The organism is Aliikangiella marina (genome assembly GCF_007004765.1).
Classification (GTDB): domain Bacteria; phylum Pseudomonadota; class Gammaproteobacteria; order Enterobacterales; family Kangiellaceae; genus Aliikangiella; species Aliikangiella marina.
Genome location: NZ_VIKR01000002.1, coordinates 946,911 through 960,525 on the forward strand (window position 1 = coordinate 946,911; position 13,615 = coordinate 960,525).

Below are 13,615 nucleotides of genomic sequence, written 5' to 3' on the forward strand. Positions count from 1 at the left end.
ATGAGAGAACACATGAAATATTGGTGCGGGAGAGTTTTGCTTAGTGTTTTTGTGCTAATCGCTGCGTTTGAGAGTAATAGTGTAAGTGCTGCTGAAGGCGCTGCTAAACCGCTTACTCCTACCGAGAGCATCTTGCCGGTAATCGGTGGTCTGCTTGCGGTGTTAGTTTTGATCTTTGTTCTAGCGAGTATCCTAAAAAAGTTTTCTAGCTTTAATTTGGTCGCCAAAAATATCAACTTGGTTGATAGTCAAAGCATTGGTGCAAAAGAAAAGATTGTGATTGTTGAAATCCAAAACAGACAACTAGTATTGGGGGTCACTGCGCATAATATTAATCCGCTTTGTGAGTTGGAGAAACCGATTAAAAAAGATAATAAATCGGCCTCATTTGAGTCGATGATGAAGCAGTTCTTAAATCCCGGTGGCGAGAGCAACCCCCCGATATTTTCAAACGTTAAGCGATCAGAAAGCAGCCAGCAGCTCAACGCGATGGGAGACAGTTAATGCGAGTTGCACTTGTGATACTAAGCTTACTGTTAATCTCGCCGAGTGCATGGGCAGAGGCGGGTATTCCAGTCTTATCAGTTGAAACTAACGATTCGGGCAATCAGGAGTATAGCGTCACGCTGCAAGTACTCGGATTGATGACATTGCTAACTTTTCTGCCAGCAATCATCATGATGATGACCTCTTTTATACGCGTTACCGTTGTTTTTGCGATTTTGAGACAAGCCTTAGGTATGCAGCAAACACCTTCCAATCAAATTTTAATCGGCTTAAGTCTTTTTCTCACATTTTTTATTATGTCACCGGTGATTGAGCAGGTTAATGAAAATGCTATTCAGCCTTACATCAATGAGTCAATTACAGCGACCCAAGCGCTAGAAGCTGCGCAGCAACCGTTTAGCGAATTTATGTTAATGCAAACTCGAGAAAATGACTTAATTTTATTTATGGAACTGTCTAATACAGACCAGTTAGCTGAAGGAGAGATGCCGCCGTTTAAGGTCTTAGTCCCTGCTTTTATTATTAGTGAACTTAAAACCGCTTTTCAAATCGGCTTTTTATTATTCATTCCATTTTTAATTATCGACCTCGTTATCGCGAGTATTTTAATGGCTATGGGTATGATGATGCTATCGCCACTAATCATATCGCTGCCATTTAAAATCATGTTGTTTGTATTGGTTGATGGATGGGCTTTGGTCGTTGGTACGCTGGCTAACAGCTTTACTTAAAAGGTAGTTTAAAATGACTCCAGAAATTGTTGTAGAAGTTTTTAGAAATGCGCTTTACGTCATTATTTTATTGGTCTCTGCCATTGTAACCCCGGGATTAGCCGTCGGATTAGTTGTCGCGATATTTCAAGCAGCTACCAGTATCAATGAACAGACGCTTTCTTTTTTACCGCGCTTGTTGATCACGCTCGCCACTATGATTGTTATTGCTAGTTGGTTTTTTAGTACTCTGGTTGGTTTTGCCAATGAGCTTTATGTATCGATTCCGGAACTAATTGGTTAGTCTGTGATGTTGATAAATGCGGAAACAATTTTGACTGTTATGGCGGCTTATATTTTGCCGTTTGCGCGTTTATCTGGCTTTTTAATGACTTTAGCGGTTGTTGGTTCGAAAAATTTCCCAGCAAGATTTCGTATGATACTTGCGCTGGCGATGACTGCGTTAGTTGCGCCAGTATTACCTCAAACGGAACCCGTTCAATTATTTTCTTTATCTGGCTCGATTTTAGTCATTGAACAAACGCTTATCGGCATTGTATTGGGTTTTGTTTCGAGATTACTTTTAGAAACATTTGTTGTGGGCGCACAAATCATTGCAATGCAGTCTGGTTTAGGTTTTGCTTCTCTCGTTGATCCTTCCAATGGAACGAGTGTTCCTGCCATGGGACAGTTCTTTTTAATGATGACCACCTTGCTGTTTTTAGCCTTTGATGGTCACATACTCATGATTCGAATAATTATCGAAAGTTTTTATGCTTTACCGATTGGATCCAATGAATCTATTTTTCCGATGTTTTGGCAAATTGTTCTATGGTCAAAGTGGATCTTCGCAACCGCTATTCTGATGGCCCTGGTGTGTATTGCAAGTTTGCTCATCGTTAATATCGCGTTTGGTGTAATGACCAGAGCGGCCCCACAAATCAATATATTTGCGGTCGGTTTTCCGTTAACTATGATATCTGGATTGATCCTCGTATGGGCAACGCTCGCCTATTTCTTACCATACTTTGAAGGACAACTCTCAAGAGCGGGTAGTGTTATGTGCAGTATGATAGGCGTGGAGTGTTAGCGGATGGCTGAAAACGATACCGCAGGTGAACGGTCAGAAGAGGCCACGCCCAAACGATTAAAAGAGGCTAAAGAAAAAGGCCAAGTCGCTCGCTCGCGAGAATTGACCACCGCCTTACTGTTAATGATGGCTTCCGTTTCGCTTTATAGCTTCTCTAATTCTATGGGAACTGGAGTTGCTAACATTGCTAAAAAAACCTTTTCACCAGGACGCCGCCAAATTTTTGAAGAAACCTTCATGATGTCAGCCTTAGGCGATATTTTTGGTGGTTTACTATTGAGTGTTGCACCATTTTTTGTGCTGTTGTTTTTAATCGGCGCACTGTCTCCACTGTTAACCGGTGGACTTTCTTTTAGCTTTAAAGCAGTCGCGCCGAAAGCGAGCAGAATGTCACCAGCCAAAGGTTTCAAGCGCATGTTTGGATTGCATGCGTTAGTTGAGTTGGTAAAGGCTTTAGGTAAGGTCGGGCTCGTCTCCTTAGTGGGTTACATGGTTATCGTGCAAGTATTTCCGGAGCTTACGGGATTAGGTACCGGCAATGTATTGGGTGCGATTGATCGTTCAATCGATCTTGTCGCAAGAAGTTTTTTTCTGATTTCTTTATCACTACTGATCATTGCTTTTATTGATGTTCCCTACCAGCTGTGGAATCACGCTAAGCAACTCAAAATGACGAAACAAGAAGTCAAGGATGAGTTTAAAGACACAGAAGGGCGCCCAGAAGTCAAAGGTCGAGTGCGTCAAGTACAACGAGAGTTAGCGCAGAAGCGAATGATGGAAGCTATTCCGGATGCTGATGTTGTAGTGACCAATCCAGAACATTTTTCCGTTGCGATTAAATATGATGCAATGCGCTCTTCCGCCCCAGTTGTTGTCGCAAAAGGGGTTGATCATATGGCCTTACAAATTAGAAAAATAGCGAATGCTAATGATGTAACTATTGTACGGGCACCGCCACTCGCGAGAGCGATTTATCACACTACCGAACTCGACCAAGAAGTGCCTCACGGATTGTATTTAGCGGTTGCGCAAGTTTTAGCGTATGTATTCCAACTTAAAAACTTCCAGTCAGGAAAAGGTACAAGACCGGCTGCGCTTGGCGATCTACCGCTTCCGGATGATTATCAATATTAATAAGTGAACCAAAATGGCAGAGTTAATTAATTCAAATCCAAATATCGCAAATCCAAAGTCCGCTAGCTCGATCTTGTCGGGGTTAGGTACGCCGGTATTGTTGCTGGTTTTGTTGGCAATGATGATTTTACCGATGCCAACATTTTTGCTCGATATATTATTCTCTTTCAATATTTCGCTCGCATTGGTTGTGTTATTAGCAACGGTGTACGCGTTTAGGCCCTTAGATTTTGCAGTTTTTCCGACCATCCTGTTAGTGACAACCTTAATGCGCTTGGCATTAAATGTCGCTTCAACTCGAGTCGTATTGATAAATGGACATACTGGAGCAGGTGCGGCGGGACAAGTCATTGAGTCTTTCGGCTCAGTCGTTATTGGTGGTAACTATGCGGTAGGGTTAGTCGTTTTCGCCATTTTAGTCATTATTAACTTTGTTGTTGTCACCAAAGGGGCAGGACGAATTTCTGAAGTGAGTGCTCGTTTTACTTTAGATGCGATGCCCGGGAAGCAGATGGCAATTGATGCGGATCTTAATGCCGGTATTTTGACCCAAGAAGAGGCCAGAGATAGACGACAAGAAGTCGCAAAAGAGTCGGATTTTTATGGGGCGATGGACGGTGCGTCAAAGTTTGTTCGTGGTGATGCTGTCGCTGGTTTGTTAATTCTTCTGATTAACATCATCGGCGGTGTGGCAATTGGTATGGCGCAACATAGTTTGGATTTTGCCACTGCAATGCGTTTCTATGCATTGCTGACGATTGGTGATGGGTTGGTGGCGCAAATTCCTGCACTTTTGCTTTCTACCTCCGCTGCGATCATGGTGACGCGCCAGAATGCATCTCAAAACATGGGAGAGCAATTGGTCACGCAATTAACCGGGAAGCCGAAAGCTTTGTATGTTTGTGGTGGGGTTTTGTTTACCATGGGCGTGATTCCAGGTATGCCGCATATCGCATTCTTGTTCCTGGCTTTCTCGGCTTTCGGCTTGGGCTACTTTGTTCAACTTAAGCAGCAAAAGCAGGCGGTTGAAGTCGAGCAGCAAGAGCTCAGAGAAGTGGAAGCGCCAGAAGCTCCGGTGATTAAAGAGCTTAGCTGGGAGGATGTGCCGCCGGTCGATCAAATTGGGTTAGAAGTTGGCTATCGATTAATTCCGATGGTCGACCCAGCACAAGATGGAAAATTGATGGGGCGAATAAAAGGTGTGAGAAAAAAAGTCTCTCAGGAATTAGGCTTTTTAATTTCCCCCGTGCATATCCGAGACAACCTCGATTTGTCTCCCAATGCCTATCGAATAGCGATTCTTGGCGCGACGGTCGGTGAAGCCGAGGTTTATCCTGACAAAGATATGGCAATTAATCCTGGTCAAGTTTTTGGTAATTTAGAGGGTATAAAAACTAAAGATCCCGCTTTCGATTTAGAGGCGGTTTGGATCGATAGCGATCAAAAAGATAATGCACAAGCCCTGGGCTATACCGTGGTAGATGCGAGTACCGTTATAGCGACACATTTAAGTCATCTCATCCAAACCCATGCGGCAGAGCTGTTTGGTCATGAAGAGGCGGAACAAATGCTTAAAGGTCTCGGTAAGTCCGCACCCAAGCTGGCGGAAACTTTGGTACCGGATAACATTCCTTTGGGGATCCTGGTTAAAGTCTTACAAAACCTCTTACTCGAGCAAGTTCCGTTAAAAGATATGCGTACTATCGCCGAAACATTGGCGGAGTTTTCGAGCAGGAGTCAAGATCCCGCCGTTTTAACGAGCGCCGTAAGAATCGCTCTGAGTCGCTTAATTGTACAGAATATCAATGGCTTAGCTCCAGAAGTCCCTGTTGTTACTTTAGCCCCAGATTTGGAACAAATATTGCAGCAGTCTTTAACAACGGGATCCGGTGATGCTGTCGGCATTGAACCCGGGTTGGCTGATAGAATCCAAGCCTCGCTACGCGAAGTGGTTCAGCAGCAAGAGGCTGCAGGTCAGCCGGCGATATTGTTAACGGCTCCTGCACTTCGGGAGTCACTGGCTAAGTTTGCCAGGTTTGGGATAAAAGGATTGCATGTTCTGAGTTACCAGGAGATTCCAGACAACAAGCAAATTAAAGTGATTGCAACAGTGGGTAATGTAAATCAGTAAGTTGTTTTAAATGAAAACTAAAAAGGCATTAAACACTGTTGAGTGTAAGAGTAAGATAATATGAAAATAAGACGGTTTTTTGGTCCAAACATCCGCTCAGCGCTTCGTCAAGTTACTGAAGAATTCGGTAATGATGCGGCGATATTGTCAAACAACAAAGTTGCCGGTGGCGTTGAAGTTATAGCGGCTCTTGATTATGACGACTCACTGGTACCACCGAGTGTTGATAAAAACGGATTAGGCGCTCCTGATTTGCAATCACAAGAAGAGGCTGAGGTACAATCTAAGTTCGATGAACCTGCGCAAGGATCTGAAGCGTCAAATGCTCATCAAACCGCCGCGGCTGATGTTCAGCAAAGTTCATTTGAGGCTTATCAAGGTTTACAAGATATACAATCTTCAGCGTTGCCGCCGCAGCAGTCTGCAAATCAAGAAACTGGTGGCAATGTCGAGCGCTCAAATCGACCTCCCCTGCAACAACCAAATGTCACAGGTGATAGTGTTGTCTCACCAATCCATGGAAATGAAAAAATTGAGTGGACTCTTGATCCGAGTCTGCAAGCCATGAAAGAAGAGTTAGGCATGATGCGCTCGATGATGTCCGAACAACTCAAAGGCATCGGTTGGCACCAATTTGCTCAGCAGTCCCCGCTGAGCGCGATGATTTTGAGACGTCTATCCAAACTTGGACTAGATAGTGACTTTCTTAACTCTTTAATGCCCCATGTTAAACAGCAATCGGATGCTGAATGTGCGTGGCAACAAATACTCGCGATCTTAGCAAAGTCGTTACCCATTGCCGGCAGTGATCTATTGGAAAGAGGTGGCGTTTACGCTTTTGTCGGGGCGACTGGCGTTGGCAAAACCACAACTATCGCGAAATTAGCGGCACGTTATGTTATCAAAAATGGCGCTGACTCTGTGGCGCTCATTTCTGCCGATAACTATCGAATTTCGGCGCAAGAACAGCTGACGACTTTTGGTCGGATTCTGCAAATAGAAACGGCGCGCGTGACCGAGAAGCAATCTTTAGAATCGCTAATGAAAAAGTTCGCCAATAAATCCTTAGTCTTGATCGATACCGCAGGCATGAGTCGAAATGATCCGCATTTGGTCCAGCAATTAGAATCTTTAAACCGGCTTCACAAACCAATCCATAAGTTATTGGTTGTATCTGCGACCAGCCAAGGTGCGGTAATTCAGGAATCGATCAACTTTTTTAATGCTTATGAACCCAGCGGATTAGTCGTCACTAAACTCGATGAAGCCGCAAGTTTAGGTGAATTAATGAGCGTAGTAACTAAAGCGCGAATACCGGTGGTTTATACAACTGATGGTCAACGAGTCCCTGAGGATATTCGAGTAGCCCGCAGCCATCACCTGGTTTCGAAAGCCGTTTGGCTTGCGAACAAATATAGTCGTACTACTGACGATTGGTCGCTAGCTCAGAATATTGACCAAGCTCGCTCGGCTTGATTGAATAAATTTTGCTGATAGAGGCCAAAAACACCTTAAAATGTTCTATGCTTAACAAAATGCGATATAAGGCACAGATAAGCTAGAATGAAAGCTAAATACGTGATATATCAATCAGTTATCATTTGAGAAGAAGTGATTAATGAAGTTTTTACCCATTGCAGATGGCTTGCAAAACAGGAATTTAGGTCAAAGGAGTCTTAACCATTGAATCAAGTCATCGATATTTCGCCGACTGATAACTTTAAACCAGTCAAAGTGATCGCTGTGACTGGTGGTAAAGGGGGCGTCGGAAAGACGAATGTGTCTGTTAATTTAAGTATTGCTTTAAGCCAGCTCGGTTATCGAGTGATGTTGCTTGACGCTGATCTTGGTTTAGCCAATGTAGACGTTATGTTGGGGCTACCGAGTAAGCGTAATCTTTCGCATGTTTTGTCGGGAGAGTGCGAGCTTAAAGACATCGTTATTCAGGGCCCTCACGGGTTACAAATAGTGCCTGCATCTTCCGGTACGCAAAATATGGCTGAGTTGTCGCCGATGGAGCATGCCGGGATTATCCAAGCCTTCAGCGAGATCGGTCACAACCTCGATTATTTGATTGTCGACACCGCAGCCGGTATCACCGATATGGTGGTGAGCTTCACTCGAGCCTCGCAGGAAATATTAACTGTCGTCTGTGATGAACCAACCTCAATCACGGACGCTTACGCATTAATGAAGGTTCTCAACAAGGACCATCAAGTTGTCAGGTTTCATGTACTTGCGAATATGGTCCGTACACCCCAAGAAGGAAGAGAACTATTTGCCAAACTCAGTGGCGTTTGTGGAAAGTTTCTTGATGTGACTTTGGATTACATGGGGTCCATCCCATTTGATGAAAATGTTCGCAAATCGGTTAAAAAGCAAAAAGCCCTAGTGGATGCATTTCCGCGCAGTCCTGCTGCAATAGGTCTTAAGAGTTTAGCGAAGAAAATCGATCAGTGGCCGACGCCGAAAGATGCGTCTGGCAATATTGAATTTTTTATGGAAAGACTAGTATCGGGCGCTGTTTAGATGTTTGTCTAATCAGATGTTTATAACAAATTTACCATGAGAGTGGCTAAGTTAGGCCGAACCTAGACCGCATCTCGTTGGAATGATATTTTAAATGTGTATCGAAATAGAAAACAAAAAGGGTTACTAGTGTGACTGGAGCCGATACCTACAATAAGATTCAACAGGAGGACTTTGCTACTCGCTATGCGCCGCTGGTCAAACGAATCGCGCACCATATTTTAGCGAGACTTCCCGCCAGCGTTCAGCTAGAAGATTTGCTTCAAGCCGGGATGCTGGGCTTACTTGAAGCGCAAAAGAACTTCGATGCCAGTAAAGGTGCCAGCTTTGAGACCTTCGCTGGAATCAGAATACGTGGTGCAATGATTGACGAAATTCGCCGCGGCGACTGGGTTCCACGCTCAGTCCACAAAAATTCAAGAGCCATTGCTTCGGCGATCAAAGATATTGAACAGCGAACTGGTCGAGATGCCCGCGACACTGAAGTGGCCGAGGTGCTCGGCGTCGATGTAGAAGACTACCGTCAGATGCTGATGGAAGTCAGCAGCGGTCACATGATGGATTTTGAAGGCATGGGGGTTGACGAGGATTATTTTAGTCAAGGCCTCTCAGATAGCGCTATGACGCCACTTGAACGGATCCAGAAGGAAGATTTCCGAAATTCATTGGCAGGGGCGATATCATCGTTACCAGAACGCGAAAAACTGGTTTTAGCCCTTTATTATGATGAAGAACTTAACCTCAAGGAAATTGGTGAAGTATTGGGGGTGAGTGAGTCTCGAATCAGTCAAATTAACAGCCAAGCGATGTTAAGACTACAATCTCGCCTAAAAGATTGGAAGAAATAGGTTTTCTTGACTAAATTTAGTGTAATTCCTATTTATTATTAACCCTTTGATTATTAAACCATTGATTAATCCCTACGGAGATAGATTTTGGACAAGAATATGAAAATCTTAGTAGTAGATGATTTTTCGACCATGCGTCGAATCATTAAAAATCTACTCAGAGATCTTGGCTTCAACAATACCCAAGAAGCAGATGACGGCAATACGGCGTTGCCGATGCTGCAAACGGGCAATTTTGACTTCCTAGTCACAGACTGGAATATGCCCGGAATGCAAGGTATTGACCTATTGAAAGCTGTTAGGGCAGACGAGAAACTTAAATCATTACCAGTATTGATGGTAACCGCTGAGTCCAAACGAGAGCAGATTATTGAAGCTGCTCAAGCGGGAGTAAATGGTTATATCGTTAAGCCTTTCACTGCGGCAACGTTAAACGAGAAACTAACCAAAATTTTCGAACGAATTGACGGTTAATCTCGTTCAGCGAAAAAGGAATAATGTGGATGAATTTATCTGATAAAGAACAGCTGGAAAAAACGATTGCGCAAACTCGCGATCTCTTGGCTCACTTAGAGGCAGAGGAAATCGAAGATGCACAAGAGCTCATAGAGTCTTTCGCCCACGGTGGTGATGAAGATCTGTTTATCGAGATTGGTAAACTCACTCGTCACTTACATGAGGCTTTAACAAACTTCCATTTAGACAACCGTATCACCGACCTTGCCGCATCTGAAATCCCTAACGCGAAAGATCGGCTTAATTATGTGATTGAAAAAACGGAAGAAGCAGCCAACAAAACAATGGATAAAGTTGAGCAATGTCACCAAATGGCAGACAGTATTTCGAAGGATTCAACCGAGTTGTTAGAAGAATGGCAGAAACTTTACCGCAAAGAACTTGAACCTGGCGATTTTCGACAATTATGCAAGAGAATAGAAAGCCATTTAGTTAAAAATAAGGACTCTGCTCTCGAATTACATAACGAACTCTCTGCAGTTTTGCTCGCACAAGATTACCAAGACTTGACCGGCCAGGTGATTCGCCAGGTCATTACCTTGGTTCAAGATGTCGAAGACAGCATGGTCAATGTGATCAAAATGTTCGGCAACATGGAAGGATACAATCAAGCTAAAGATACCATAACGGTAACCGAAGGTGTCGAAGGGCCGATTACCAATAAAGAGAAACGCGACGATGTGGTTAGTGGTCAAGATGAAGTGGACGACTTATTGTCGAGTTTAGGATTTTAGGGGGCTTTGAATGTCGTTTGATGCTGACGAGGAGATCTTACAGGACTTCTTGATAGAAGCGGGTGAAATCCTCGAGACCATGTCGGAGCAGTTGGTTGCGTTGGAAAACGAGCCTGAAGATATGGACCTGCTCAACGGAATTTTCAGAGGCTTCCATACTGTAAAAGGTGGCGCAGGTTTTTTAGCGATAGAACCGCTGGTTGAAATCTGCCATATCACCGAAAATATTTTTGATATCTTACGTAATGGTGGGCGTGTTGCTGACGCCGATTTAATGGACCAGATTTTACAGGCGCTCGACATTGTTAATGATATGTTTGAGTCAGTTCGTAACGGTGAATACCCGGAAAATGCTGACCCTGAGTTTATCAAGAAACTCGAAACGTATGCTGTCGCGCAAGGTGAACAAGCCGAGCCAGCTGAAGTTTCGGAACCTGCAGAAATCTCTGCGCCAGCGTCATCTGAAAGTCAACCAGCCAGTGATGAAATATCCGATGCTGAATTCGACAATCTCCTCAACGAATTAAACGCTGGAGGTGGAGAAGATACTTCGACTCCTGCGGCCGACGCCGCGCCGTCAAGTGATGATATTACCGACGATGAGTTTGAAGCATTACTCGATGAATTACACGGCGAAGGAAAATTCGATAGCGGTGGCGCCTCGACAAGTAAAACAACTGACACCCCCCCTGCGGCTGCAGCTACTAGCGACGATATTACTGATGACGAATTTGAAGCATTGCTTGACGAACTCCATGGTGGCGGTGCACCGGGCGCGAAAGCGGCCGAAAGCGAAGCGCCTAGTTCGAGCAAATCTGAGACGGCAGCCTCCGATCCCGATTTGATCAATGATGACGAGTTCGAAGCGCTCTTAGATGAACTTCACGGAAAAGGTGCAGGGCCTTCTGAAAAAGCCGCTGAACCGAAAGCTCCACCGCCTCAAGAGAAGCCTGCATCCAAGCCAGAACCAGAGAAACCCGCAGCTAAAGCGAGTGCTCCCAAGCCGACCCCCAAACCGGCGCCCAAGCCAGAGGCTAAACCCGCGGCAGCAAAGCAGCCCGCGGCGAGCAAACCAGCAAAAGCTGCTGCACCTAAGCGAGCGGCAAGCGGCGTAGCCACCGAAGCGACGGTCAGGGTCGACACCAAGCGCCTTGACGATATCATGAATATGGTTGGCGAGCTGGTGCTAGCGCGAAACCGCTTAAAAACACTTGGCCAAGCTAGTCAGGACGAAGTACTTACCAAGGCGATCGGTAACTTGGATTTAGTTACTGCTGATTTGCAAGGCGCAGTGATGAAAACCCGAATGCAACCGATCAAAAAAGTTTTTGGTCGTTTCCCACGGGTCGTTAGAGACTTAGCGCGTAGCCTTAAAAAAGAAATTAACTTGGAAATGGTTGGTGAAGAAACAGATTTAGACAAGAATTTAGTTGAAGCGCTTGCCGATCCCTTGGTTCATTTGGTGAGAAATTCAGTCGACCACGGGATAGAGTCTCCCGAAGATCGTGTCGCTGCCGGTAAGCCGAGAGCCGGTAAAATTATATTGTCAGCTGCCCAAGAGGGTGACCATATCATGCTTGCTATCGAAGATGATGGTAAAGGTATGGATCCGGAAATTTTGCGTAAACTTGCTGTCGACAAGGGCTTGATGGACCGAGAGCAAGCTGATCGATTAACTGAGCATGAGTGTTACAACTTAATTTTCATGGCCGGATTTTCCACCAAAAAAGAAATATCTGACATCTCAGGACGCGGCGTTGGGATGGATGTGGTGAAAACCAAAATCACTCAATTGAATGGATCGTTGAACATTGATTCGACGCTCGGCCAAGGCACGAAACTGTTAATAAAAGTACCATTGACGTTAGCGATCTTGCCTACCTTAATGGTAAAAGTGAAAGAACAAACTTTCGCGTTGCCTTTGACTGCCGTCAATGAGATTTTCAATCTCGATTTAACCAAAACCAATATCGTAGACGGCCAGCTGGTAACGGTTGTTAGGGATAAGGCATTACCTTTGTTTTTCTTAAATGAATGGCTAACCAGAGATGGTATTCCTGGAGAGCGCGAAGACCAAGGACATGTGGTGTTGGTTCAAGTTGGTACTCAGCGCGTTGGCTTTGTCGTTGATTCCCTGATTGGTCAAGAAGAGGTTGTTATAAAACCTTTGGGTAAATCGCTTCATGGTACACCGGGTATGGCTGGAGCAACGATTACCAGTGACGGTGGAATTGCGTTAATTATTGATATTCCAAGCTTGCTTAAGCATTACGCAGGGTAGTACGGCGAGGGTAAATTGAGTGGCCATTAAAGTTCTGATTGTAGATGACTCGCAGTTTTTTTGTCGGCGAGTCGGTTCGATATTAAATTCTGCTCATGACATCGAAATTTGCGGTATCGCTAACAACGGTAAAGAAGCGATAGAGAAAGCGGAAAAACTTCAACCCGATGTGATCACTCTAGACGTAGAAATGCCGATCATGGACGGGGTTACTGCGCTCAAGCAAATTGTCAAAGTGTGCGATGCGCGAGTTTTAATGTTGTCTTCGTTGACTTACGAAAATGCCAAAATTACGCTCGATGCGCTCGATGCAGGAGCGACTGATTTCCTTTTAAAATCTTACGAGTCTCTGTCTTCCGACAGCAGTGGCTTGGTTGTCCAGCTGCAAAAGAAAATACGCGAGATGGGGAAGGCGAAAAAAATTCCCGCTTTCAAACCTGCGCCTGCAAAACCGATTGAAAAACCTGCAGCCAGACAACCAACCGTTGCTCGTCGGACGCCACCAACTCCGACCGCTGCTCCTCGGCCTCAGCGGTCGAGAAGTTCGAGTCCGTCGTTAAAAGGTAAAATTAAAATAATAACCATCGGTGCATCAACTGGGGGACCAGTTGCGTTGCAAAAAGTTTTGTCATCATTGCCTGCCAATTATCCCTACCCAATTACGGTGACTCAACATATGCCGGGTACCTTTACTGGTGCTTTCGCGACCCGCTTAAATGGCATTTCACAGACTCGGATTGTTGAAGCGCAAGATAATATGCCGCTGCAACCGGGACATGTGTATGTTGCACCCGGCGGAAAGCAGATGGTTTTTGAGGGATCGGCTCGAAGCGCCAGAATCCGCGTTAGGCCAACCGATCCGCGTCTTCAATTCTCTCCTTCAGTCGATGTTACCTTCGGTAGTGCCTCAAAAATATTTAATGGCGAGATTCTTGCAATAGTTTTGACAGGAATGGGTTCAGACGGTACCGAAGGCAGCCGTTTAATTAAAGCAAAAGGCGGTACTGTTTGGGCTCAAGATGAAGCATCTTGTGTCGTTTATGGTATGCCTATGTCTGTGACCAAAGCGGGATTAACTGATCTAGAGTTACCGATTGACCAGTTTTCACAAGAGCTGATTAAACAGGCTTAAAAA

Annotated in this window: 13 protein-coding genes; all 13 read left to right on the top strand. The window is 44.8% G+C overall.

Annotated features, from left to right (window positions below; genetic code table 11):
• The first annotated feature begins 12 nt into the window (after positions 1–12).
• The 13 genes from fliO to FLL45_RS10560 all read left to right on the top strand — a co-directional run bounded on the left by fliO (position 13) and on the right by FLL45_RS10560 (position 13,612).
• Positions 13–504: a flagellar biosynthetic protein FliO gene (gene fliO, locus FLL45_RS10500; protein ID WP_185964407.1), complete on the top strand. Its 492-nt coding sequence runs from the start codon at positions 13–15 to the stop codon at positions 502–504.
• Positions 504–1,238: a flagellar type III secretion system pore protein FliP gene (gene fliP / locus FLL45_RS10505; protein ID WP_142941969.1), complete on the top strand. Its 735-nt coding sequence runs from the start codon at positions 504–506 to the stop codon at positions 1,236–1,238. The genes fliO and fliP overlap by 1 nt, the downstream gene beginning before the upstream one ends.
• A gap of 13 nt (positions 1,239–1,251) precedes the next feature.
• Positions 1,252–1,521 carry a flagellar biosynthetic protein FliQ gene (locus FLL45_RS10510; RefSeq protein ID WP_142941970.1) on the top strand — a complete coding sequence of 90 codons (270 nt, stop codon included), beginning with the start codon at positions 1,252–1,254 and terminating at the stop codon, positions 1,519–1,521.
• 6 nt (positions 1,522–1,527) lie between these two features.
• Positions 1,528–2,307: a flagellar biosynthetic protein FliR gene (gene fliR, locus FLL45_RS10515; protein WP_142941971.1), complete on the top strand. Its 780-nt coding sequence runs from the start codon at positions 1,528–1,530 to the stop codon at positions 2,305–2,307.
• Positions 2,308–2,310: 3 nt separating this feature from the next.
• Positions 2,311–3,441, top strand: coding sequence for a flagellar biosynthesis protein FlhB (gene flhB, locus FLL45_RS10520; protein WP_142941972.1), 1,131 nt, complete (start codon positions 2,311–2,313; stop codon positions 3,439–3,441).
• A gap of 13 nt (positions 3,442–3,454) precedes the next feature.
• Positions 3,455–5,572 (top strand): flagellar biosynthesis protein FlhA, encoded by a 2,118-nt coding sequence (gene flhA, locus FLL45_RS10525; protein WP_142941973.1) that lies wholly within the window; start codon positions 3,455–3,457, stop codon positions 5,570–5,572.
• 60 nt (positions 5,573–5,632) lie between these two features.
• A complete protein-coding gene (gene flhF, locus FLL45_RS10530; RefSeq protein WP_142941974.1) occupies positions 5,633–7,048 on the top strand; it encodes a flagellar biosynthesis GTPase FlhF in 1,416 nt (471 codons plus the stop codon).
• Between the two features lie 207 nt (positions 7,049–7,255).
• A complete protein-coding gene (locus FLL45_RS10535) occupies positions 7,256–8,101 on the top strand; it encodes a MinD/ParA family protein (RefSeq protein WP_281282201.1) in 846 nt (281 codons plus the stop codon).
• A 131-nt stretch (positions 8,102–8,232) separates the two neighbouring features.
• Positions 8,233–8,949 (top strand): RNA polymerase sigma factor FliA, encoded by a 717-nt coding sequence (locus FLL45_RS10540; RefSeq protein ID WP_142941975.1) that lies wholly within the window; start codon positions 8,233–8,235, stop codon positions 8,947–8,949.
• Positions 8,950–9,048: 99 nt separating this feature from the next.
• Positions 9,049–9,423: a chemotaxis response regulator CheY gene (gene cheY, locus FLL45_RS10545; protein WP_210247155.1), complete on the top strand. Its 375-nt coding sequence runs from the start codon at positions 9,049–9,051 to the stop codon at positions 9,421–9,423.
• 29 nt (positions 9,424–9,452) lie between these two features.
• On the top strand, positions 9,453–10,199 hold the full coding sequence (locus FLL45_RS10550) for a protein phosphatase CheZ (protein WP_142941977.1): 747 nt from the start codon (positions 9,453–9,455) through the stop codon (positions 10,197–10,199).
• Positions 10,200–10,209: 10 nt separating this feature from the next.
• Positions 10,210–12,480, top strand: a complete 2,271-nt coding sequence (locus FLL45_RS10555; protein WP_142941978.1) for a chemotaxis protein CheA — start codon at positions 10,210–10,212, stop codon at positions 12,478–12,480.
• A gap of 19 nt (positions 12,481–12,499) precedes the next feature.
• Entirely contained in the window at positions 12,500–13,612 is a 1,113-nt protein-coding gene (locus FLL45_RS10560) for a protein-glutamate methylesterase/protein-glutamine glutaminase (RefSeq protein WP_142941979.1), read from the top strand.
• Positions 13,613–13,615: the final 3 nt, after the last annotated feature.

Excerpts from the sequence above, each read along its gene's own strand:
- fliR (WP_142941971.1), top strand. The coding sequence starts at position 1,528 with ATGTTGATAAATGCGGAAACAATTTTGACTGTTATGGCGGCTTATATT.
- fliP (WP_142941969.1), top strand. The coding sequence starts at position 504 with ATGCGAGTTGCACTTGTGATACTAAGCTTACTGTTAATCTCGCCGAGT.
- FLL45_RS10510 (WP_142941970.1), top strand. The coding sequence starts at position 1,252 with ATGACTCCAGAAATTGTTGTAGAAGTTTTTAGAAATGCGCTTTACGTC.
- cheY (WP_210247155.1), top strand. The coding sequence starts at position 9,049 with ATGAAAATCTTAGTAGTAGATGATTTTTCGACCATGCGTCGAATCATT.
- FLL45_RS10550 (WP_142941977.1), top strand. The coding sequence starts at position 9,453 with ATGAATTTATCTGATAAAGAACAGCTGGAAAAAACGATTGCGCAAACT.
- flhA (WP_142941973.1), top strand. The coding sequence starts at position 3,455 with ATGGCAGAGTTAATTAATTCAAATCCAAATATCGCAAATCCAAAGTCC.
- FLL45_RS10555 (WP_142941978.1), top strand. The coding sequence starts at position 10,210 with ATGTCGTTTGATGCTGACGAGGAGATCTTACAGGACTTCTTGATAGAA.
- flhB (WP_142941972.1), top strand. The coding sequence starts at position 2,311 with ATGGCTGAAAACGATACCGCAGGTGAACGGTCAGAAGAGGCCACGCCC.
- fliO (WP_185964407.1), top strand. The coding sequence starts at position 13 with ATGAAATATTGGTGCGGGAGAGTTTTGCTTAGTGTTTTTGTGCTAATC.
- flhF (WP_142941974.1), top strand. The coding sequence starts at position 5,633 with ATGAAAATAAGACGGTTTTTTGGTCCAAACATCCGCTCAGCGCTTCGT.